The organism is Bradyrhizobium sp. TM102 (assembly GCF_009176685.1).
GTDB classification, from domain to species: Bacteria; Pseudomonadota; Alphaproteobacteria; order Rhizobiales; family Xanthobacteraceae; genus Bradyrhizobium; species Bradyrhizobium ottawaense.
In genome coordinates, this window is sequence record NZ_AP021855.1 from 7175183 (window position 1) to 7195721 (window position 20539).

The window sequence follows — 20539 nt, forward strand, 5'->3', positions numbered from 1 at the left end:
TTGTTTAAGCATGATCTTTTCGGAAAACCGCTGCGCACTTTTCCGGATCATTCTTTAGTCCTGACGGGCGAGGCTGATCGCGCCAGAACCCGCTCGGGCCTGCTCGATCGGAAATCCTCTTTCCAGACGCGTCGCGCTTGCGCGCAGCATCGCCGCATCGAGCCTGCCGTGCCGCAACCCGTCCAGAGCGCAGGCGAAGACGCGATAGAACTGCGCGCCGTCATAGGCGACCAGCAGCAGGTCGACGCCGGCATTGATCGCCTCGACCACGGCCTTGCAGACGTCGTTCTGGTAGATCGCACCCATCACGAGGTCGTCGGTCATCACCATGCCCTGGTAGCCCCATTTGTCCCGGAGAATGCCATCGACGACGCGCTTGGAATGCGAGGCGGCGCGGTCGGGATCGACCGCGGTCAGCGTGACATGCCCGACCATCAGCGCGCTGCGCGAATGCGACAGCACATCGCGGAACGGAAGCCAGTCGGAGGCTTCCAATTCCCCGACCGGCGTATCGAGATTGGCACTGAAATGATGCGTGTCGGTGCGGACGCGGCCGATGCCCGGAAAATGCTTGAGCGTGGCACCGACGCCGGATTCTTCCAGCCCGCGGACATAAGCGCTTGCGATCGTGCCGACGACAGCAGGATCGGTTGCAATTGCGCGCTGGCCGATCAGCGTGTGGAAATCGAGACGGTTGCGCCTCGCCGGCGGCTTGAGGTCGAGCACCGGCGCGAGATTGAGGTTGACGCCAAGCGCGCCGAGCTCGTGTCCGTGGATGCGGCCGAATTCTTCCGCTTTGGCCTGCTGGTCGTCGGGAGCCAGCCCGGTGAGCGTCGCCAGCGCCGGCACCTTGGTGAGCGGCGGGGCAAGGTGCCCGACGATGCCGCCTTCCTGGTCGGCGGCCACGACCAGCGGCGGCAGGCCCGCCGCGCGCCTGATATCCTGAAGCGCCGAGATTTCGGCACGTAGCGCCGCAATCGTCCGGCCCCGGATGTTGTGCCGGGTCACATAGACGCCGCCGATCAATCCCTGCTCGGCCAGCCGCGCGACCTCGGAAAACGAGGAATAGCCGACCATGAAATGAGGCCCGAGCTGTCGCGCCTCGGCGGCGCTTGCGCCGAGAACGTCGTGCTTGCGCAGCTCGAACTTCAGATGCGCGGCGGACATCAGGAGCGGCGGCAGGCACCAGAGCGTGACGAGCAGCTTGCCCGCGATAGTGCGCCACCGTTCTCCGCGCAGCAGGAGGATGACGATCACAAGGCTTGCGACGACAAGCGCGACGTTTCCGGCGCCCCGGAGCGCGACCAGATAGGGATCGTTCTTGTTCGCGGCCACGAATGCGACCAGGGGTGCGGCAAGCCAGAGCAGAATGAGACCGATACGGCGGAGGAATTGCATGATGCATCACGCGCTGGGAGTGGCGATGCTTCGCACCTATCAAAGCGATTTGCGCTCCGCGAGAGGCAAACGCGTGCCTGCACGAAATCTGCAAAAGACTCCTGAAACCGTGCAGACGATGATCCCGGCTTCTGCACAAGCACCGTTCAGACTTCGTGATGCCACCCATCACGAAAGGTCTTCTGGACATGACGAGCCTGGCTTCGACGATCGTAGAGGAAATCAAGCCGATCGGTCATTCCTCGATCCCGGCCAAGCTCGGTCTCGCGCTGGTGCTGGCCGCACTCGCCGACTGGCTGTTCTACGGCCAGCGAATCGGGCTGTCGCTGACGCTCTTTGCGATCGCGCTCGCCGGCGTGTCGGTGCTCTTCAATCACGCGGCCCTAAACCTGCGGCGCGCCCTGATCGGCACAGCCATTCTCATCGCCGGCCTCGCACCGGCCGTCGAGGAGCTCAACGCGCTCTCGTTGCTGATCCTCGGCGCGGCGCTGCTTATCGCCCTGCTGCTGGCGACCAATCCGGAAGCGACCGGGCTCGCCGACCGCGTCCGCGCGCTGCGCAATTTCGTCCTGCTCGGGCCCTTCAGGTTCTTCCTCGATGCGCCCCAGGTGTTCAACGCGTCGGCGCTGACCCGCGGCATCGCGCGCTGGCTGCTCCCTGCAGCACTCAGCACGGTCTTCGTCGCGCTGTTCGCCGCGGCCAATCCGGTGATCGAGCAATGGGTGTTTATGCTCAATCCGAAACTCATCCTCCAATATATCAGCATCCCGCGCGTACTTTTCTGGGCCTTGATGCTGGCGCTGGTCTGGCCGTTCATCCATGTGCGCTGGCGGCGCAAGACGATCGTCACCACCGCCGTCGCGGACGGACCTGTGCCGCCGCCGCTCCCGCCTCTGGTCTCGGCGGAGTTTCTTGGTCCCTCCACCATCCTGCGCTCGCTGATCCTGTTCAACCTGCTGTTCGCGGCGCAGTCCATTCTCGACGGCATCTATCTCTGGGGCCATATGGCGCTGCCGGACAATCTGACCTATGCGGGCTATGCGCATCGCGGCGCCTATCCGCTGATCGTAACCGCCCTGCTCGCCGCGGCGTTCGTGCTGGTGGCGATGCGCCCGGGCGGGCCGGCCGAGAAATCGTCGGTGATCCGGCCGCTGGTCTATCTCTGGGTCGGCCAGAACGTCCTTCTCGTCGCCTCCTCCATCCTTCGCCTCGACCTGTATGTCGATATCTACATGCTGACTTACTGGCGGATCGCGGCCTTCATCTGGATGGGGCTGGTGGCGCTCGGATTGCTCCTGATCGTCGCCCGCATCGCGCTCGGCCGGTCCAACGGCTGGCTCGTGGGCGTCAATCTGACCGCGCTCGCGATCGTGCTGTATGGCTGCGCGCTGGTGAACTTCGACGCCTTCATTGCCGACTATAATGTGGCGCACAGCAAGGAAGCTTCAGGTAAAGGCGTGCAGCTCGACACCAATTATCTCCTCTCGCTCGGGCCGCAGGCGCTGCCTGCGATCGACAAGGCCATTGAACTCCTGGCGAACGCGAAGGGCAGCGATCTTTCGGCACGAGGCTACTGTCTTGTGTCCCGACGCGACCGCCTTGTAGAACTGCAGCGCCAGGATCTGGCCTGGCGGAGTTGGGGCTTTCGGAGCTGGCGGCTGCAGCGCAGGCTGGACGCGCAGGCGAAAGATCAGTCCGGCAGCCGGCCGGCAGGGTGAGCGGAGACTTTCTTGGCGCATCGCATTCTCATCGTCGACGACGAAGGCCATATCCGCGAGGTCATCCGCGTTGCGCTGAAGAAGGCCGGCATGGACGTGATCGAGGCCCGCGACGGCAAGGAGGCGCTCAGCCGCTTTGCCGCCGACAGGCCCGATCTGATCGTGCTCGACATCGGCATGCCCGAGTTCGACGGCCTCGATGTCTGCCGCGAGATCCGCAAGGCGTCCGACGTGCCGATCCTGTTCCTGTCGGCGCGCGACGAGGAGATCGATCGCATCCTCGGTCTCGAGATCGGCGGCGACGACTACGTGACGAAGCCGTTCAGCCCACGCGAGTTGGTGGCGCGGGTCAACGTCATCCTGCGCCGGCTCAGCCCGCGCAATGGCGAGGCCAAGGCGGGCCCGGCCGCGCTGTCGCAAGGCGGCCTGCTGATCGATCCCGAGCAGCATGTCGCGACCTTCGCCGGCACGCCGCTGAAGCTGACCGCGATCGAGTTCGGCATCCTCCGCGCGTTCCTGACCCGGCCAACTTCGGTGTTCAACCGGGAGCAGCTGATGCGGGCGGCCTATCAGCTCAACATCCAGGTCTCCGACCGCACCATCGACAGCCACATCCGCAACATCCGCGCCAAGCTCGCAGTGCTGGCCTGCGACAACGTGATCGAGACCATCCACGGCGTCGGCTTCAAGCTCGGCCGCTGCGAGAAAGCGGCATGAGCGCGGCGCCCGACAAATGGCGGCCCTCGCTCGCCCTCGTGATCTTCACGGTGCTGACCACCGTTGGCGTGCTGCCGCTGGTCGGCCTGTTCTTCTTCCGCCTTTACGACAACCAGCTGATCCGCCAGACCCAGGCCGAGCTGATCGCGCAAAGCCGCGTGCTGGCGACGATCTATGCGCAGGAGGTCACGGCCAGGCTCGACAGCGGCCTGACGCTCGGCGCCGAGGTGCCGCCGAACGTGCTGCCCGACCCCGGCGACCAGGTCACCCCGATCCGCCCCGCGCTCGACCTCACCGCCAACGATCTGCTGCGGCGGCGACCGGATGCGCAGGCCGCGCCTCATCCGGCGCAGGCGGCCTATATCGAGATCGGCGCAAGACTGTCGCCGATCATCCGCGAGACCCAGAAGGTGACGCTGGCGGGCTTTCGTATCCTCGATCCGCAAGGCGTCGTTATCGCCGGGCGGCAGGAGGTCGGCCAATCGCTCGCCCATATCGAGGAGGTCGCCGACGCGCTGCACGGGCAGTATCGGGCCACCTTGCGCAACCGCGTGCCGGACAAGCCGCCGCCCCCGATCTATTCCTTCAGCCGCGGCCTCGGCGTGCACGTGTTCTCGGCAATGCCGGTGATCGTCAACAACCGCGTCGCGGGCGTGATCTACACCACGCGGACGCCGAGCAACATCTTCGACCATCTCTACCAGGAGCGGGCAAAGTTCGTGCTGGCGGGGCTCGCCGTGATCCTCGGCACGATCGCGATCGGCCTCGTGTTCTCGCGCACCATCACCCTGCCGATGCGCGAGCTGATCGACCGCGCCGCGCGGATCGGCCGCGGCGACCGCGAGGCCTTCCAGCCGCTTCGGCATTACGGCACGCGTGAGTTCGCCCAGCTCTCGCACAGCTTCCTCGGCATGGCCGAGCAGCTGGCGCGACGTTCCGACTATATCGCGACGTTCTCGGCCCATCTCACCCACGAGCTGAAATCGCCGCTGACCTCGATCAAGGGCGCGGCCGAGCTGCTGCAGGATTCCTATCAAGGCAGGTCAGACGGACTGACGCCGGCCGAGCAGAAGACATTCATCGCCAACATCCTGTCCGACACTCAGCGGCTGGAAGCGATGGCGCAGCGGCTGCGCGATCTGGCGCGCGCCGAGAGCCTGCCGCAGAACGAGCGCACGGAGCTGGCGCCCGTGATCGCCGACCTCAGGAACAGGTTTCCGGCCAGCTCCATCGAGGCCAGCGGCAGCCTCGACCGCCCCATCGGCATGTCCGGTGAAAAGGCACTGATCGTGCTGTCGCATCTCGCCGACAACGCGATGCGGCACAAGGCTGGGACAATCAGGCTGGAGGCTGTGGACGAACGCACGACCTTGCGTCTGACGGTGAGCAATGACGGCGAGCCGATCTCGGCACCGAACCGCGACAGGATCTTTGATGCGTTCTTCACCACCCGCCGCGACCAGGGGGGCACCGGGATGGGGCTTGCGATCGCGCGCGCGGTGATGGCGAGCCATGGCGGCTCGATCAGGCTCAAGCCGACCGACGAGGGCGCGGCCTTCGAGCTGCAATTCCCTGCGGTCTAGATCGCGAACACCCAGGCGGCGACGATGGTGCCGATGGTGACGAGACCAGCGATGGTCCAACCGGCGGCATATTCCAGCTCAGGATGACCGGTCGCCCGCATGATCTCTGCCGGATCGGCGGTATGTTTGTGTGCCATGACAGCCTCGCACGTTTCTTCCCGCGTCATATGTAAGTCGCATCAGCCGCCATTAGGTTCCATCACGGAAATGCGAGGAATGACGCAGCTTGGCTTGTTCGCCGTCCCTGACGAAGGCCCGACCGGCCTTCGCTACATGGACAATTTTATCGAAGCCGCCGTCGAGCAGGCCTTGATCGGCCGCATCGCAGCATTGCGGCTCGAGCGTTTCCAGTTCGGGGCGTTCGAGGGCAACCGCCGGGTGGCGTCGTTCGGCTATCGCTATGACTACACGCTGCAGCGGCTGGCCGAGGCGGAGCCGATTCCGGACTGGCTGTTGCCCGTCGCGCGTCAGGCCGAGGCCTGGGCGAAGCTGCCGGAGGCCAGCGTCCGGCAGGTGCTCTGCACCGAGTATGAGGCCGGCGTCGGCATCGGCTGGCACCGCGACAAGCCGCACTTCGACAAGATCCTCGGCCTGTCGCTCGGCTCGGCCTGCAACTTCCGCTTCCGCCGCCGCAGCGGCGACAAATGGCAGCGCCACACGCGCGAGGCCCAGCCGCGCTCGCTGTACATGATGGAAGGCGAGGCGCGCTCGCAATGGGAGCACAGTATCCCGCCGGTCGAGGCGCGCCGTTACTCCATCACGTTCCGGACGATGAAGCGGGCGTAACGCGGCCGGCCAGACAAAAAATGCGAAACAACCCCATGCAAAGTAAAACGCCCGTTCCGCCCGAGGCGCGGCGGCGCCGCACAAGGGTTTGACACATCGGTGCAAAACCGCCGCCTTGCGCAATCACCGCACGGCTTGCGTCTTGCCTTCCGAATCCGGTTGCATGCTAGATTGGCGGCACGCATTCCGCGGCAGGAGGGAAGCATGGCCGACAATAAGGCAAAGCGCGGCGGGGCCGATCGGGCGCTGATTGCGCTCACGGAAAAATATGAAGTCGCCTACTGGTCGAAGAAGTTCAAGGTGACCCCGGCCAAGCTGAAATACGCCGTCAAGAAGGTCGGCCGTTCCGCCAAGAAGGTCGAGGCGTATATCAAGCTCCAGAAGCACCGCGCCTCCGACAAGAGCCGGATCGCGCTGAGCGAGGCCTATGAGGTCCGTTACTGGTCGAAGAGATTCAAGATCACCCCGGCCAAGCTGAAGGCTGCCGTCGCCGCGGCCGGCCATTCTTCCAGGAAGGTCGAGGCCTATCTCGCCGCCCGGAAGACGGCAAAGAAGAAATCGGCCAGGAAGACGACAAGGAAGACGACGAAGAAGGCAGCCAGGCGCAAGAGCGCCGCCTGAGACCTCGGAAGCCAGGGATGCGGGGGGCCGCAACCTGTCCTCACATGGGCCACGTCGTCGCCAGTGCGACCGGGGGCCGCTGGCGGCCGGGCGCCAGCCGAAAATCTCGCACACGACGACGGTGGGGCTTTCGGGATGGTCGCCTTGCTGTCGCCGAACAAAGGTGCCGTGAAATCGCCTCAAGGCGGACGAATAAGGCGAATTGAAAAGACAGGCCAAACCGGCGAACCAATATGGGGGGCGCAAAGGCCGGCACCAAATGAAGAATTATCTCGCTTTTTTCCTGTTTCTGACCATCACGACAGCATCCGCGCATGGCCCGTTGCCGGCGCGGCTGACGCCGCCCTCCGACCTCATCCTGACAGGCCTGACCGATTCCGACACCACCGCCGGCGGCACCGCGCGGCTGTGCGAGCAGGTCACCTTCTCGCGGGGCCTGCGCTACGGCGAAAACGAGGCCAATGTGCTCGACGTTGCCGCCAGCACGACCAAGGCGGATACGCCGCGGCCGGTACTGCTGTTCGTGGCCGGCGACAGTTTCACCGGCGACCGCGCCGCGCCCGAGCTGTCGCGCCAGATCCAGGACCAGGTCATGTGCTTTGCCGCCCGCAACGACATGATCGGGGTGCGCGTCAATTATCGCTTGGCACCCGCAGCAACCTGGCCGATGGGAGCGACCGATGTGGCGGCGGCGCTGTCCTGGGTCCACGGCAATATCGACCTGTTCAACGGCGACGCACGCGAGATCGTCGCGGTCGGCTACGGCGCCGGCGCATTCCATGTCGCAACCCTGCTGGCGCATCCCGAGCTCCAGGCCGACCGCGCCGATGTTGCGGCCGTCGTGCTGGTGTCCGGCATCTACCGGGCCGGCAAGGACGCCAGCGACAGCGAGAAGGCCTATCTCGGCGGTGACGCCAGCCAGTACAACGCGCGCTCGGTATTCCCCGGCATCCTCAATGTCGATGTGCCGATCGTGCTGGCCTGGGCCGCGGACGATTCCCCTGGCCTCGTGACACAGGGCGAGACCTTGAAGAAGACGCTCTGCGGCGCCGGCCACTGTCCGCGCAGCGCGCTGCTGCGCAGTCGCGACGGCATCGCCTCCGCCTTCGGATTGGATGGCTCCGGCGACAGCCTCGCCGAACCGACCCTGCTGCTGGTGCATCAGCTGGAAGCGCGGGGGCTGCCGTAGCGGCGTGTCAGCACGCCTGCCACTTCGTACGGGCCTGCGCTGTATTGAAGCGGGCTGCCAGGCCACACGATTGCCAAACGCCTGATCTAGATCAACTCGCCTTGGTGCGGACTGAGCCGACCTCGTTGGGGGCCAACGACAAGGTGTCGAGCATGCGCGTCACCGGCAGACTGCTGTTCGTTTTGATCGCCGCACTCGCGTCGCTTGGCGCGATGTCCGAGCAACGCCCAGACCAACCCACAAGCGACAAGGAAATCCGCATCGGCAATGTCATGCCGTATTCGGGAGCGCTCTCTGAATTCGGCGCGATCGGTCAGGCGGAGGCCGCCTATTTCGACATGGTCAACGCGCGCGGCGGCATCAATGGCCGCAAGATCCGCTTCATCACGCGCGACGACAATTCCGATCCGTCGACCGCACTGGAGCTGACGCGCAATCTGGTCGAGAAGGACGACGTGCACCTGATGTTCGGATCGTTCGGCACGCCCGGCAATCTCGCCACCCGCTGGTATCTGAACGAGAAGAAGGTGCCGCAGCTTTTCGTCGCCTCCGGCGACGAGGAGCTGAGCCAGGCCAGGGCTTTCCCCTGGACCATGGGCTGGCAGCCGTCGATCCGGTCGGAGGGGCGCATCTACGCCAACTACATTCAGGCCTATTATCCCAGGAAGAAGATCGTCGTGCTCTGGCAGAACGACCAGTTCGGACGCATGCTCTACAAGGGAATCCAGGACGGACTTGGCGATCTGAACCGCCATGTCCTCGTCGACATCGCCTTCGACATCGGCGACGAGCACCTCGACGGGCACGTCTCGATCCTCAAACGCGCGGGTGCCGATATCTTCGTCTTTCTCGGCGTGCCGTCGACTGCATCCAAGGTGATCAGGCTCGCGGCTTCGCTCAACTGGCGCCCGGTCTTCATCGTCAACGATACCTCCGCCTCGATCGCCAATGCGATGGCGCCCGCGGGCCTGGAGAATTCGGCCGGCGTGATCTCGGCCGCCTTCCTGAAGGACCCCAGCGACCCCGCCTGGAAAGACGATCCTGCCATGAGGGAATGGTTCGCCTTCATGGACAAGTACCATCAGGTCGAAAGCACCAACAACAGCGCAGCGGTCTACGGCTACGCCGCGGCCGAGGCGTTGACGCAGGTGCTGAAGCAATGCGGCAACGACCTGTCACGCGAGAACATCATGCGTCAGGCGGCTTCGCTGAGGGGTTACAACCCCTCCGTCGCGCTGCCCAACATCAGGATGAATACCTCGCCGAACAACTATCTGCCGATCAGGCAGATGCGGCTCGTGCAGTTCGACGGCCGCTCGTGGCAGCCCTTTGGTGAGGTGATCGAGACGGCGTTCACGGAGGGGGCGGCGAGGTGAGGCCCACCTGAACGCTGTCCAGCGGATGGATAGGTAACAAAACAGACCGGATGGATGGGTAACAGTCGTTCATGATCTGGTCGGCTGCGGCGCGGCGCTGGCGCTGCGCCGCAGCTTGCGCGTTTTCTGGTCGATGATGCCGATCGGTACGTCGAGAAGCGCACTTGCCAGGATCCGTCTTCGGTCTCCTCGACGGCAACGGCTTCACCAACGAGAGCGCTGCAAATGTGAATGAGCTCGCCTCGCCATTTGATCTCGCCGTTGGAGCGAACCTGGCGCACCGCGGCTTCGGCCGGATAATCCGGCTCGGGAAGCCGCGTCGTTCAGCGTCGTCGACCGAATAGGGAATCACCTCGCGGCTGATGGAGACAGCTCTGAGAACCAGGAGCCTATGCCGCATCGAGGACTTGCATTGAGAGACCGGGTCTGGCTGGTTTGAGCTCCTGACAATCAGACCGGAACTCACCATGATCCAGTTCGACACGTTGCTGACTTATATCGCGGTGGTTCTCGGCCTCTTTCTCATTCCGGGTCCCGCCGTCCTCTTGGTGCTCGGGCGCGCGTCTGTGGGCGGGCATCGCGTCGGAATTGCCACCGGTCTTGGCATCGCTACTGGAGACCTGCTTCACACCGCGATGGCTACGCTCGGATTGTCGGCGGTGCTGATGACCTCGGCGCTCGCCTTCAGCCTGGTGAAGTACGCCGGCGCTGCCTACCTCATATATCTTGGCATCCGCGCGTTTATGGAAAGAGGCGAGGATATCAAGTTGGCGCAGTCGCGTTTGGTCGACGCGTCGCTCGCCTTCCGGCAGGCCGTGCTGGCCGAACTGCTCAACCCGAAGACGGCGCTCTTCTTCCTGGCCTTTCTCCCACAGTTCGTACATTTCGAGAAGGGCTCCGTCGTTGCCCAGCTTGCAATTCTTGGCCTCATCTTCGTCATCATGAGCGCGATCTACACCGCGTTGATCGCACTTGTTGCCGGACAAGTCGCTGGCTGGCTCACCCGTCATCGCAGCATCGGCCGCTGGCAGGGCCGCGTCATCGGGGTGATCTACCTGGGTCTTGGCGTTCGCATGGCCTTGCAGCAAAAGTAGCCTGATCGTTCCATCCCGCCTGGAGAGATTCATGACCGAGACCATCCGCATCCAACGCTTCCATGCGCGGGCCGTGATCGTGCCGATGAACCTGCCGCTGCAGACCTCGACCGGCGCTGTCGCCAAGGCCCCGCTGGTGCTGATCGACTGCGAGACCGACCAGGGCGCCCGCGGGCACGCCTATCTGTTCTCGATCACACCATCGGCCTTGAAGCCGCTGACGGCGATGGTCACGGAAATGTCAGACTTGCTTGCCGGCGACGAGCTGCTGCCGTTCGAGATCGAGCGCAAGCTGAGCCAGCGCTTCACCCTGCTTGGCCTTGCCGGCCTGCAGCGGCTGGCGCAATCCGGCATCGACATGGCGGCCTGGGACGCGCTTGCCCGCAGCAGAGGCTTGCCGCTGGCCCGGCTGCTCGGCGGCGCGCCGAAGCCGGTCAAGGCCTACAATTCGAAGGGGCTCGGCATCATGCCGGCGGGCGCCGCCGTCGAGGAGGCGCACAAGCTGCTGGCCGAGGGGTTTCAGGCCGCCAAGATCCGCGTCGGCCGGCCCGATGCGCGGGAGGATCTCGCCGTCGTCCGCGCGGTGAGAAAGGCCGTCGGCGACGAGGTGACGCTGATGTGCGACTACAACCAGGCACTGACGGTGACCGAAGCCATCCGCCGCGGCGAGATGCTCGACGACGAGGGCTTGAGCTGGATCGAGGAGCCGATCCGCCATGACGATTATGCCGGCTGCGCCCGCATTGCCGACGCACTGCATACGCCCGTCCAGATCGGCGAGAATTTTGACAGCGCCTTTTCGATGCAAACAGCGTTCTCGGCGGAGGCCTGCGACTACGTGATGCCCGACGTGCAGCGCATCGGCGGCGTCACCGGCTGGCTGCGCGCCGCCTCGCTCGCCCATGCCGCCGGCATCGAGATGTCGACGCATCTGTTCTCTGAAGTCAGCGCGCATCTGCTCTGCGTGACGCCGACCGCGCACTGGCTGGAATATGTCGATTGGGCCGACGCGGTGCTTTCGACGCGACTGAAGATCAAGGACGGCTTTGCGCTGCCGAGCGAGGAGCCCGGCAACGGGATTGCGTGGGACGAGGCGGCAGTTGCCAAATATCTCGTTGGATAGGCTGCTTGCTATGACCGAACAGCGGCAATCATGTTCAGCTCGACCGGCGCCCCTCGCGGCAACTCGGCGACACCGACGGACGTCCGCGTATGACGACCGCGCTCGCCGAGGCGTTCGATCAGCCGATCGGAGGCACCGTTCATGACTTGCGACTGCTGGGTAAATCCAGGTGCCGAAGCGACGTATCCAACGAGCTGGAGGACCTGGACGATCCGGTCCTCTCCGCCTGTGGCGTGATTGATGGCGGAAATGCAGAGATCGGCGCAAAGGGCTGCAGCTTCTTGTGCGGCCGCGATATCGACGCCTGCTCCGACCTTGCCCACATACAGCAGGTCTTCGCCGCGACGCGGCAGCTGGCCACTGACATAAGCGAGTCCACCATGGATGATCACCGGCAAATAGTTGCCGCCGGGCTTGTTCACGCTGCTCATCTCAATAGCCTGCCTTTGCTTCACATCCGGCGAAGCGACGCATTTCGCCGCACGCCATAACTCGATCGCACCGGCTCGTTGCCGTGGTGGATAACCGGACAATGGCAGGCGGCGAGTCATGGATCAAGGCTGCGAAGCCTCATCCGGCCCGACGGAGCTCGCCCCACGCATTGCACCACGGCGGCGCGCGCGATAACGATCCGCTATGACCATTTGGCGCCCGCATCCCCACATCCGCGTCGTCGCGATCGGCCTGCACTGGCGGGACGGGCGCCTGCTGGCGGCCGAAATTCGCGACGATGCCGGGCGGATCAAGGGCGTTCGGCCGCTCGGCGGCGAGATCGAATTCGGCGAAAGCTGGCGCACTGCGCTGATGCGCGAGTTCAACGAGGAGCTCGGCATCGACGTCACCATCACAAGCGAGCCGTTGGTGCTGGAGAACATTTTCATGCACGAGGGCGCAACCGGGCACGAGGTGATGTTCATCTGCGAGGTGGAGTTTCCCGACGGCGCCTTCGCCGACCGGGATCGCCTCGACTTCCTCGAGGACGATGGAGAGCAGATCGTCGCGCGCTGGTTCGACCTTGCCGACCTCGACGTGGACGGTGGACCGAGCCTTTATCCGGCCGGGTTGAAGGATGTGCTGCTCCAACCGGCGAGCCAGCCCGATTGACGGCGTTGGCTAGCTCCACGCGGGGGATTTACGCGATTGGCTGATTTTCCGCCGGGTAGACCAGACGCTCTTCGGGAACGACCCGCGCAGCCGGATTCATCTCGGCCTCTTTGACCTGCCCCGGCCCCAGAATGTGGAACACCGTCTCGCCCGCCGCGAGCAAGTAATCGGTGATGATCCGACGGTGACATCGCCACCACAATGTTTCCGCGCACATGATGGCGCAGCGCTCCACCTGCCCGACGGCGCGCAAATGTGCGAGCCCTTCGTGAAAGGCCGCGCCCATCGCGTGATCGGCGTAATTGTGAAAGCTGACGTTCTGCCAGAAGGCGTTGGTCTCGCGCGGCACCTCGCGCTTGCGGCTGCGCAGGCCGCCGAGCGAGGCAATGTGCTCGTAGCCGATCGAAGCAGCCGCGAGCGATTGCGGCAGGGTCTCGCGATTGTACTGCGGGTTGGTACGGGAGCGGGGCACGGTCCGAACGTCAGCCACGAAGGTGACCGCGCTGCCCTGCAGCAATTCGACGAATTCCTCGATCGAACGTGTGGCGTGGCCGATGGTGAAGAACGGATGAGCCATGGTGACACCTCGACCGCCCGGCTCGCGGGCCGTCAGCTTTTCAACGACCGCAATGCGCGGCCCTTGTGCAGGGCGACGTGATCGGTCTTGTCGCTCCTGATCTCGTACTGCGGATCGTCGGGCGTAGCGTGATGGACGTAGCCCTTGTAATCGACGTCGGCGGTGTGCACGCGCAGGATATGGCCGCGCACCCGGCCGGCCTCGGAATTCCAGCTGACGTGGTCGCCGACGGCAAACCTTTTTCCGGGGGTCTTGGACATGGCCGATCAATGCGCGGCAGCACCGGCCTGTTCCAGGGGGCAGCCCCCGACCGCGCGAGGGCAGGCTAAATCCCTGCGGCAATCCACCAAGGCGTGGGCAACGAAGACGTGATGCAGCGGCGACCGCGGATCGCGCGATCCTGAAAGGCCGGCGAGGCGATTGATGATATGACGATCAACATTCAAACGAGAGGTGACCATGCCCCCTTCCGAGATGTCTCGAGGCTCCATCAGGCCGCGGCCCTTTGCGCGATGTCGTCGTCGTGCTGCGGCAGCGACCGCAGCGCTGCTCCTCGCCGCAGCGTTCTGGCCAGCAGGAGGCGCGCAAGCTGCCGCAAATGACGCGGAGGCAAGAAACATCTTCGAAAAATTCATCGCCGCGCAGAATGCGCATGATGCGGACGATGTGAAGATGATGCTCTGGAATTCGCCCGGCACACTGTTGTTTGCGAGGGGCATCGAGACGAGAGGCCGCGATGCGGTCGCCACCCGATTCAAGGCGTATTACGAGGGCACCTGGCACCTCGAGCCCAACATGTCGGAATTCCACGTTGCGGTGATCTCGAACGAGGTGATGCAGATCCTCGTTCCCATCGTTTTCACACGCGGCCTTCCGGGCAAGCCGTCGCAACAAAATACGTTTCTGATCAGCCAGACCTACGTTCAGGATGCGACCGGCTGGCACGTCGCCTCCATCCTGCCGGTGGCGAACACGGAACTGAAGTGATGGCCGGGATGGGCCTCTGGAGGGGCATCCCTGATTGCGCTTCGCTCCATCCCGGCTACGGGCTGTCCAGGGAAACCGAGCAAGACGCGCCAGTCCGTCTCCGCTCTTCGAGCTACGCCGGACACGCTTCGCATGGAGATCGTGGCTTGCCGAGCCGAAGCTCGCGGCGGCAGCCCGCCTGCGCCCTTTGGGCTTCGGCGCGGCATCCTTCTCTCGCTATCGCGAGCGAAGGATGGTGGGCACGACAGGGATCGAACCTGTGACCCCTACCATGTCAAGGTAGTGCTCTCCCGCTGAGCTACGTGCCCTAAAAGTCCACTTACGTCGGGTGGGGTCCCTATAACGGACGAGGGGACCCTGTGCAAGGACGGAACGGGGCCGATTTAGGCCGCCAGCATCTTGTTCACTTCGCTGACCAATTCGCGCAGATGCACGGGCTTGGACAGCACCTTGGCGTTCTTGGGGGCGTCCGAATCCGAGTTCAGGGCGACCGCGGCGAAGCCGGTGATGAACATGATCTTGATGTCGGGGTCGAGTTCCGAGGCCCGGCGGGCGAGCTCGATGCCGTCCATCTCCGGCATCACGATGTCGGTGAGCAGCATCTCGAACGGCTCTTCCCGCAACCGCTGATAGGCGGCCATGCCGTTGTCATGGGACGAGACCTGAAAACCGGCGTTTTCCAGCGCCTTGACCAGGAAACGGCGCATGTCGTTGTCGTCTTCGGCGAGCAGGATTTTTGGCATGGCAGGAAACGTCGAATCCCCAGAGGATATCAGCAGAGCTTACTAAGCCGGACAGAGGGTAAATTTGGGGTGAAAATCTTAACCCCAAGCCGGCTGCACTGCCGGCTCCTTGTGAACCGGAATGCCGCTCGAATCAATCGAGCCGCCGGCGCATCCCCGCTTCCCTGCCCACACGGTTAAGACATGTTCCAGCGCCAATCACATCTTTTCGCTTGGCAGAATGGTTGCGATTCCGGACAATGACGACACATAAGAGCCGCATCGATCGGCCGAATCAATTCGATCCGAGGCCCGGATCCTGCCGCTAAGGGACGAAGCCTGAGAAGATGACCCGGTTTGACGGCGAGGTGTCGCCAGCCTTCGAGATCGTTGAGCCCGCGCAATGGCGCGCGCCTGTCATCTTCAACTCGCCCCATTCCGGCTCGACCTATCCGGACGAATTCCTCGCGGCGTCCAGGATCGACCTGCCGACGCTGCGGCGGTCCGAAGATTCCTTCATGGACGAGCTGATCGGCCACTTGAGCGAGCGCGGCTTTCCGACCGTGCGGGTCAACTTTCCCCGCTCCTATGTCGACGTCAACCGCGAGCCCTATGAGCTCGATCCCCGCATGTTCAGCGGACGGCTGCCGAGCTTTGCCAATACCCGCTCGATGCGGGTCGCCGGCGGCCTCGGCACCATTCCGCGCGTGGTCGGCGACGGCCAGGAGATCTACCGCGACCGCATCCTGGTCGACGATGCGCTGGGGCGGATCGAGACGCTATACAAGCCCTACCACCGCGCGCTGCGCCGGCTGATCAACAAGGTGCACCAGATGTTCGGCACCGTGGTGCTGGTCGACTGCCATTCGATGCCCTCGGTCGGCGTCAGCAGGGACGAGCCGCGCCGGCCCGACGTCGTGATCGGCGACCGCTACGGCACAAGCTGCACCCCGCTTCTGCCCGACCGGGTCGAGGAGACCATGACCGGGCTCGGCTATTCGATCGGCCGCAACAAGCCCTATGCCGGCGGCTTCATCACCGAGCATTACGGCAATCCCGCGAGCGGCCTGCACGCGGTGCAGCTCGAGCTCAACCGTGCGATCTACATGGACGAGCGGCGGCGCGAGCGGAGTGCACGCTTTGCGCAGGTGGCGTCCGACTTCGGCGTTCTCGCCGACGTGCTGGCGACCACGATTCCGTTCGGCGATCTCGGCCCGTTCCAGGCCGCGGCAGAATAGGCGCCGGCTTTTCTTCGTCAGATCGTATTGTCTGTGATCGGGCGAACGCGTCTTCGCTTCGCTTTCGCTGCGCACCTTGAAACGAAAACGACAGGCCCAAAGAAAAAAGGGCCGCTCGCGAATGACGCAAGCGGCCCAAGTCTAGGGAGGAAACGCCCAAGGAGGGCAGCGGTAACGCCAAGCGCTACCGCACCGCAACAATATGCGACCGCGCCGCACAAAGTGCAAGGGCTTTTGAGCCATTTCCCATGCAATACGCACATGGCTCAATTGCTTCTATGGAAACCCAGATTCAGTTTCTTTGATAAGGAATTTCAATGGGTTGATAGCCATTTGCATACGAACAAGGCATATTCGGAACTAAGTTTTCAACTCTGTGATCGATATTTGGCCAGCAGATGACTTGGATGGGGCAGCAGCCTTCGGCATCCAAAATACCAGGGTGCAAGATCAAGTCAGCGCTGCACGCGGGAGGCGAATTGAGCTAGGCAAGAGGGAGCTCCATCCAACCTTCGCTTTGAGGATTCGGCCTGTGACGGTGATCGACTTTTCCGCCTTCATCGGACGGCTCGCCACCGCCTCCGGCGAAACCATCCTGCCGTTCTTCCGCACCTCGCTGTCGATCGACGACAAGAGCAAGACCAAGGATTTCGACCCCGTCACGGAGGCCGACCGCGCCGCGGAGGCGGTGATGCGGCGGCTGATCAAGGCCAACTTCCCTCAGCACGGCATCGTCGGCGAGGAATTCGGCAATGAGCGCGAGGAGGCCGACTATGTCTGGGTGCTCGACCCCATCGACGGCACCAAATCCTTCATCGGCGGCTTTCCGATCTGGGGGACGCTGATCGCACTGCTGCACAAGGGCGCGCCGGTCTACGGCATGATGCACCAGCCCTTCATCGGCGAGCGCTTCTCCGGCGACAACGGTTCGGCCAACTACAAGGGCCCGTCGGGCGAGCGCCGGCTCCAGGTTCGCCGCTGCGCCTCGCTTTCGGAAGCCACGACCTACACCACCAGCCCGCTCCTGATGAACGAGCGCGACCGCGCCATTTTCAGCCGCATCGAGAAGGGCGCGCGTCTGTCGCGTTATGGCGGCGACTGCTACTCCTATTGCATGCTGGCGGCCGGCCACGTCGATCTCGTGGTCGAGACCGAGCTGAAGCCTTACGACATCGCCGCGCTGATCCCGATCGTGACCGGCGCCGGCGGCGTCGTCACCACCTGGGAAGGCAAGCCGGCCCAGGGCGGCGGCCGCATCGTCGCCGCCGGGGATGCCAGGGTTCACGAAGAAGCACTGAAGCTGCTCAACCAATAACACGCGAGCGGAGGCTTGCATGACCATCTCACGCAGGCTTCTTCTTGGATTATTGCTGCTGCTGCCATCAGTGGCGTCCGCTCAGAATTTCCCGGCCAAGCCGATCAAGCTGATCGTGCCGTTTCCGGCCGGCGGGCCCAACGACATCATCGCGCGGGTCATCGGCCAGCGCATGTCGGAGCTGTCAGGGCAGCCGGTGCTGATCGACAATCGCGGCGGCCAGGGCGGCGTGCTCGGCACCGATGCGGTCTCCAAGGCCGCCCCCGACGGCTACACCACAGCGATCTCCTCAGCCGGCGCGCTCGCGATCAGCCCGAGCATGGAGAAAGTCGCCTACGACACCTTGAGCGACCTCACACCGGTGACGCTGGTTGCGACGGTGCCGGAGATGCTCGTGGTCGCCACCAACGTGCCCGCCAAGGACATGGGCGAATTGATCGCTCTGGCCAAGGCGCAGCCGGGAAAGCTCAACTTCGCCTCTTCCGGCCCCGGCAGCCTGCCACATCTCGCCGGCGAGCTGTTCAAGCTGACGGGGAAGATCGACATCGTCCACGTGCCCTATCGCGGCGCAGCCCCCGCGGTGAACGATCTCTTGGGCCAGCAGGTGCAGATGACGTTTCTCGATCTCCCCGTGCTGCTGCCGCAGGTCAAGGCCGGCGCGCTGCGGCCGATCGCGATGGGCTCGGCAGAGCGCGCCCCGACCGCACCTGACGTGCCGACTCTTTCGGAAGCGGGTTTTCCCGATCTGCGCGTCGAGAACTGGTACGGCATGGTGGCGCCCAAGGGCACGCCGAAGGAGATTGTCACGGCGCTGCACGCCCTGGCGACGAAGGCGATGGCCGATCCCGCGGTGAAGGAGAAGCTCGCCGCGCAAGGCGCGACGCTGGTCGGCGACGAGCCGGAGCACTTTCGGTCATTCATCGCGGACGAGACTAGGAAGTGGGCGAAGGTGATCAAGGACGCCGGGGTGGAGACGGCGAAGTAGTTCGCGTTTTCGCTGGGTAAGCACCACCTTCACAACGCGACAGGTGCGTTCCCTCCCCCCTTGCGGGGGAGGGTTAGGGAGAGGGGGCCACACGGGGACCCCATCGATCTCTCTTCTTCACGACAGAGGCACCTGTTCCTGGACTACCCCTCTCCCCCGCCCTCCGCCACAAGGGGGGAGGGAGCGCAGTTTGCTCGCTGCGGGAGCGTGCCTCACACTAGCGCAGGAACAACTGCTCACACCGCCTCTGCCCGCAGATGCTCCACCAGCATCTTCGCAGGCCTTGGCAGCGTCTTGAAGCTGCGCGCGCAGATCACGAGCTTGCGGTTGGCCCAGGCATCGCGTAGCCGGACCATGGCGAGCGGCATCAGTTTTGCGCAGCGGCGGGCGGCGGATATCGGCACCAGCGCGATCCCGACGTCGGCGGCGACCATCTGGCAGATCGCATCGAAGTCGCGCAGGCGCGCGCGGTAATGCGGGCGCATGCCGAGCCGGGCGGCGTGCTTCGAAATGTGCATCTGGAGCGCGGTGGCGCTGGTGAGCCCGACGAAGTCGCAACTGCCGGCTTCCTGGAAATCGATCTGGCGGCGACCCGCGAACGGGCCGCGCCGCGACGTCACCAATGTCAGGTGGTCCTCGCTGAACACGAAGCGCTCAATATGGTCGGGCAGCGCGTGCTCGGCGGCGAAACCGAGGTCGGCGGCGCCTGCGGTGATCGCCGCCGCGATGTCGGTGCTCTCGCGCTCCTCGATGTCGATGGCGACGTCGCGGTGTTCGCGCAGGAAGCCGGCCAGCGCCTTCGGCAGATGTTCCGACAGGCCCGAGGTGTTGACGAGGAAATGCACGCTGGCGCGCACGCCGCTGGCAAAACCGGCGAGATCGCCGCGCATGGCATCGATCTGGTGGATCACGAGCCTGGCATGATCGAGCAGGCTCTCGCCGGCCGCGGTCAGCTCGACGCCGCGCCGCCCGCGCTTGAGCAGCGCGACGCCGAGCGCGTCCTCGAGCCCCTTGATGCGCGCGCTGGCCGAGGCCAGGGCCAGGTGCGACCGCTCGGCGCCGCGGGTGATGCTGCGCTGGTCGGCGACCGCGATGAAGAGCTGGAGGTCGACGAGGTCAAAACGCATGGCAGATCTCCCAGCCTTCGTTCAGAGCGAAGGCTTACTCCGTAACCTCCAGATTGTGCGCCCGCGCGGCTTCGGTCAATGTGCTGTCATGATCGACCCGCTTCTCATTGTCATCGCCGCCGTGTTCCTGATCGCCGGATTCGTCAAGGGCGTGGTCGGGCTCGGCCTGCCGACGGTGTCCATGGGCCTGCTCGCGGTGAGCATGACGCCCAGCCGCGCGATCGCCATCGTTATCGTGCCCGCCATCGTCACCAACATCTGGCAGACCTTCGTCGGCCCTTATTTGCGCGACATCCTGAAGCGGCTGTGGCCGCTGATGATCGGCACCGTGATCGGATGCTGGCTCAATGCCGGCGCGCTGACCGGGCCGCATGCGCGCTACGGCACGATCGTGCTCGGCGTCCTGCTCGTCATCTATGCCGTGATCGGTCTGAACAAGTTCCAATTCCGCGTCGCGCCGCAGAACGAGAAATGGGTCGGCGGCGTGGTCGGTGTCGTCACCGGCGTGATCTCGGCCTCGACCGGCGTGCAGGTGATCCCCTCGATGCCGTTCATGCAGGCAATCGGCATGGAGAAGGACGAGCTGGTGCAGGCGCTCGGCGTGTTCTTCACGACGGCGACACTGGCGCTCGCCTTCAACCTGACGGCCGTTGGGCTGTTGACGCCAGCCAATGTCGTGCCGGGCGCGGTGGGCATGGCGATGGCTTTTGCCGGCATGTTCGTGGGACAGTCGGTGCGAGCACGGATGCCGGCCGAAGCGTTCCGCCGCTGGTTCCTGATCGCGATGATCCTGCTCGGCCTTTATCTCGCCGGCAGTGCGCTGGCGAAGGAGTTCGTTTGAGGGAAGATCGCCCTACGCTGCCCGCCTCATTCGTTCGA

22 protein-coding genes and 1 tRNA gene are annotated in these 20539 nt (G+C 64.4%); 15 read left to right on the forward strand and 8 right to left on the reverse strand.

The window, feature by feature from the left end:
• Positions 1–54 precede the first annotated feature (54 nt).
• Positions 55–1398, reverse strand: a complete 1344-nt coding sequence (locus GDN70_RS33920) for a glycoside hydrolase family 3 N-terminal domain-containing protein (protein ID WP_038947559.1) — start codon at positions 1396–1398, stop codon at positions 55–57.
• A gap of 188 nt (positions 1399–1586) precedes the next feature.
• Between GDN70_RS33920 and GDN70_RS33925 the strand changes: the two genes are divergently transcribed.
• From GDN70_RS33925 to GDN70_RS33935, 3 genes are read left to right on the forward strand one after another with little or no spacing between them, the layout of a single operon-like run.
• Positions 1587–3116, forward strand: coding sequence for a DUF4173 domain-containing protein (locus tag GDN70_RS33925; RefSeq protein WP_049806503.1), 1530 nt, complete (start codon positions 1587–1589; stop codon positions 3114–3116).
• 12 nt (positions 3117–3128) lie between these two features.
• A complete protein-coding gene (locus tag GDN70_RS33930; protein ID WP_038947561.1) occupies positions 3129–3833 on the forward strand; it encodes a response regulator transcription factor in 705 nt (234 codons plus the stop codon).
• Entirely contained in the window at positions 3830–5416 is a 1587-nt protein-coding gene (locus GDN70_RS33935; protein ID WP_095425190.1) for an ATP-binding protein, read from the forward strand. The genes GDN70_RS33930 and GDN70_RS33935 overlap by 4 nt, the downstream gene beginning before the upstream one ends.
• On the opposite strand, the gene GDN70_RS35345 is transcribed toward GDN70_RS33935, so the two are convergent.
• Positions 5413–5553, reverse strand: coding sequence for a hypothetical protein (locus GDN70_RS35345; RefSeq protein ID WP_018321489.1), 141 nt, complete (start codon positions 5551–5553; stop codon positions 5413–5415). The two genes, GDN70_RS33935 and GDN70_RS35345, sit on opposite strands and share 4 nt — an antisense overlap.
• Before the next feature lie 79 nt (positions 5554–5632).
• On the opposite strand from GDN70_RS35345, the gene GDN70_RS33940 reads away from it, so the two are divergent.
• The 6 genes from GDN70_RS33940 (at position 5633) to GDN70_RS33965 (ending at position 11605) form a co-directional block, all read left to right on the forward strand.
• A complete protein-coding gene (locus GDN70_RS33940; protein WP_152103610.1) occupies positions 5633–6202 on the forward strand; it encodes an alpha-ketoglutarate-dependent dioxygenase AlkB in 570 nt (189 codons plus the stop codon).
• Between the two features lie 204 nt (positions 6203–6406).
• Complete coding sequence (locus GDN70_RS33945) at positions 6407–6823, forward strand: DUF3606 domain-containing protein (RefSeq protein ID WP_028140025.1); 417 nt, start codon at positions 6407–6409, stop codon at positions 6821–6823.
• A 259-nt stretch (positions 6824–7082) separates the two neighbouring features.
• On the forward strand, positions 7083–8012 hold the full coding sequence (locus GDN70_RS33950) for an alpha/beta hydrolase (RefSeq protein WP_095425189.1): 930 nt from the start codon (positions 7083–7085) through the stop codon (positions 8010–8012).
• 152 nt (positions 8013–8164) lie between these two features.
• Entirely contained in the window at positions 8165–9388 is a 1224-nt protein-coding gene (locus tag GDN70_RS33955) for an ABC transporter substrate-binding protein (RefSeq protein WP_173015973.1), read from the forward strand.
• Between the two features lie 467 nt (positions 9389–9855).
• Entirely contained in the window at positions 9856–10482 is a 627-nt protein-coding gene (locus GDN70_RS33960; protein WP_152103611.1) for a LysE family translocator, read from the forward strand.
• Positions 10483–10513: 31 nt separating this feature from the next.
• Positions 10514–11605, forward strand: coding sequence for an enolase C-terminal domain-like protein (locus tag GDN70_RS33965; RefSeq protein ID WP_152103612.1), 1092 nt, complete (start codon positions 10514–10516; stop codon positions 11603–11605).
• Between the two features lie 8 nt (positions 11606–11613).
• Here the strand turns inward: GDN70_RS33965 and GDN70_RS33970 are convergent, their stop codons facing one another.
• Complete coding sequence (locus GDN70_RS33970) at positions 11614–12036, reverse strand: RidA family protein (protein WP_018316149.1); 423 nt, start codon at positions 12034–12036, stop codon at positions 11614–11616.
• A 205-nt stretch (positions 12037–12241) separates the two neighbouring features.
• Between GDN70_RS33970 and GDN70_RS33975 the strand changes: the two genes are divergently transcribed.
• Positions 12242–12709: an NUDIX hydrolase gene (locus GDN70_RS33975; protein WP_152103613.1), complete on the forward strand. Its 468-nt coding sequence runs from the start codon at positions 12242–12244 to the stop codon at positions 12707–12709.
• A gap of 28 nt (positions 12710–12737) precedes the next feature.
• Here the strand turns inward: GDN70_RS33975 and GDN70_RS33980 are convergent, their stop codons facing one another.
• Complete coding sequence (locus GDN70_RS33980; protein WP_152103614.1) at positions 12738–13286, reverse strand: DUF488 family protein; 549 nt, start codon at positions 13284–13286, stop codon at positions 12738–12740.
• 32 nt (positions 13287–13318) lie between these two features.
• On the reverse strand, positions 13319–13546 hold the full coding sequence (locus GDN70_RS33985) for a DUF2945 domain-containing protein (RefSeq protein ID WP_018316154.1): 228 nt from the start codon (positions 13544–13546) through the stop codon (positions 13319–13321).
• A 412-nt stretch (positions 13547–13958) separates the two neighbouring features.
• On the opposite strand from GDN70_RS33985, the gene GDN70_RS35650 reads away from it, so the two are divergent.
• Positions 13959–14273, forward strand: a complete 315-nt coding sequence (locus tag GDN70_RS35650) for a hypothetical protein (protein ID WP_240536477.1) — start codon at positions 13959–13961, stop codon at positions 14271–14273.
• A 233-nt stretch (positions 14274–14506) separates the two neighbouring features.
• Here GDN70_RS35650 and GDN70_RS33995 read toward each other — a convergent pair.
• Both GDN70_RS33995 and cpdR read right to left on the reverse strand, forming a co-directional pair.
• Positions 14507–14581 (reverse strand) — tRNA-Val (locus GDN70_RS33995).
• Positions 14582–14656: 75 nt separating this feature from the next.
• Complete coding sequence (cpdR, locus tag GDN70_RS34000) at positions 14657–15016, reverse strand: cell cycle two-component system response regulator CpdR (protein WP_007597092.1); 360 nt, start codon at positions 15014–15016, stop codon at positions 14657–14659.
• A 326-nt stretch (positions 15017–15342) separates the two neighbouring features.
• Between cpdR and GDN70_RS34010 the strand changes: the two genes are divergently transcribed.
• The 3 genes from GDN70_RS34010 (at position 15343) to GDN70_RS34020 (ending at position 18533) form a co-directional block, all read left to right on the forward strand.
• On the forward strand, positions 15343–16233 hold the full coding sequence (locus tag GDN70_RS34010; protein ID WP_018316156.1) for an N-formylglutamate amidohydrolase: 891 nt from the start codon (positions 15343–15345) through the stop codon (positions 16231–16233).
• 532 nt (positions 16234–16765) lie between these two features.
• On the forward strand, positions 16766–17548 hold the full coding sequence (gene hisN, locus GDN70_RS34015; protein ID WP_028140016.1) for a histidinol-phosphatase: 783 nt from the start codon (positions 16766–16768) through the stop codon (positions 17546–17548).
• Positions 17549–17567: 19 nt separating this feature from the next.
• Entirely contained in the window at positions 17568–18533 is a 966-nt protein-coding gene (locus tag GDN70_RS34020; RefSeq protein ID WP_152103615.1) for a tripartite tricarboxylate transporter substrate binding protein, read from the forward strand.
• Positions 18534–18769: 236 nt separating this feature from the next.
• Here the strand turns inward: GDN70_RS34020 and GDN70_RS34025 are convergent, their stop codons facing one another.
• Complete coding sequence (locus GDN70_RS34025) at positions 18770–19660, reverse strand: LysR substrate-binding domain-containing protein (protein ID WP_028140014.1); 891 nt, start codon at positions 19658–19660, stop codon at positions 18770–18772.
• Between the two features lie 88 nt (positions 19661–19748).
• On the opposite strand from GDN70_RS34025, the gene GDN70_RS34030 reads away from it, so the two are divergent.
• On the forward strand, positions 19749–20501 hold the full coding sequence (locus GDN70_RS34030; protein WP_038972869.1) for a sulfite exporter TauE/SafE family protein: 753 nt from the start codon (positions 19749–19751) through the stop codon (positions 20499–20501).
• Positions 20502–20539: the final 38 nt, after the last annotated feature.

Excerpts from the sequence above, each read along its gene's own strand:
- GDN70_RS33955 (WP_173015973.1), top strand. The coding sequence starts at position 8,165 with ATGCGCGTCACCGGCAGACTGCTGTTCGTTTTGATCGCCGCACTCGCG.
- GDN70_RS34030 (WP_038972869.1), top strand. The coding sequence starts at position 19,749 with ATGATCGACCCGCTTCTCATTGTCATCGCCGCCGTGTTCCTGATCGCC.
- GDN70_RS34010 (WP_018316156.1), top strand. The coding sequence starts at position 15,343 with ATGACCCGGTTTGACGGCGAGGTGTCGCCAGCCTTCGAGATCGTTGAG.
- GDN70_RS34020 (WP_152103615.1), top strand. The coding sequence starts at position 17,568 with ATGACCATCTCACGCAGGCTTCTTCTTGGATTATTGCTGCTGCTGCCA.
- GDN70_RS33945 (WP_028140025.1), top strand. The coding sequence starts at position 6,407 with ATGGCCGACAATAAGGCAAAGCGCGGCGGGGCCGATCGGGCGCTGATT.
- cpdR (WP_007597092.1), bottom strand. The coding sequence starts at position 15,016 with ATGCCAAAAATCCTGCTCGCCGAAGACGACAACGACATGCGCCGTTTC.
- GDN70_RS33985 (WP_018316154.1), bottom strand. The coding sequence starts at position 13,546 with ATGTCCAAGACCCCCGGAAAAAGGTTTGCCGTCGGCGACCACGTCAGC.
- GDN70_RS33940 (WP_152103610.1), top strand. The coding sequence starts at position 5,633 with ATGACGCAGCTTGGCTTGTTCGCCGTCCCTGACGAAGGCCCGACCGGC.
- GDN70_RS33980 (WP_152103614.1), bottom strand. The coding sequence starts at position 13,286 with ATGGCTCATCCGTTCTTCACCATCGGCCACGCCACACGTTCGATCGAG.
- GDN70_RS33960 (WP_152103611.1), top strand. The coding sequence starts at position 9,856 with ATGATCCAGTTCGACACGTTGCTGACTTATATCGCGGTGGTTCTCGGC.
- GDN70_RS33975 (WP_152103613.1), top strand. The coding sequence starts at position 12,242 with ATGACCATTTGGCGCCCGCATCCCCACATCCGCGTCGTCGCGATCGGC.
- GDN70_RS33965 (WP_152103612.1), top strand. The coding sequence starts at position 10,514 with ATGACCGAGACCATCCGCATCCAACGCTTCCATGCGCGGGCCGTGATC.
- GDN70_RS35345 (WP_018321489.1), bottom strand. The coding sequence starts at position 5,553 with ATGGCACACAAACATACCGCCGATCCGGCAGAGATCATGCGGGCGACC.
- GDN70_RS33935 (WP_095425190.1), top strand. The coding sequence starts at position 3,830 with ATGAGCGCGGCGCCCGACAAATGGCGGCCCTCGCTCGCCCTCGTGATC.
- GDN70_RS33950 (WP_095425189.1), top strand. The coding sequence starts at position 7,083 with ATGAAGAATTATCTCGCTTTTTTCCTGTTTCTGACCATCACGACAGCA.
- GDN70_RS34025 (WP_028140014.1), bottom strand. The coding sequence starts at position 19,660 with ATGCGTTTTGACCTCGTCGACCTCCAGCTCTTCATCGCGGTCGCCGAC.
- GDN70_RS35650 (WP_240536477.1), top strand. The coding sequence starts at position 13,959 with ATGATGCTCTGGAATTCGCCCGGCACACTGTTGTTTGCGAGGGGCATC.
- GDN70_RS33920 (WP_038947559.1), bottom strand. The coding sequence starts at position 1,398 with ATGCAATTCCTCCGCCGTATCGGTCTCATTCTGCTCTGGCTTGCCGCA.
- GDN70_RS33970 (WP_018316149.1), bottom strand. The coding sequence starts at position 12,036 with ATGAGCAGCGTGAACAAGCCCGGCGGCAACTATTTGCCGGTGATCATC.
- GDN70_RS33925 (WP_049806503.1), top strand. The coding sequence starts at position 1,587 with ATGACGAGCCTGGCTTCGACGATCGTAGAGGAAATCAAGCCGATCGGT.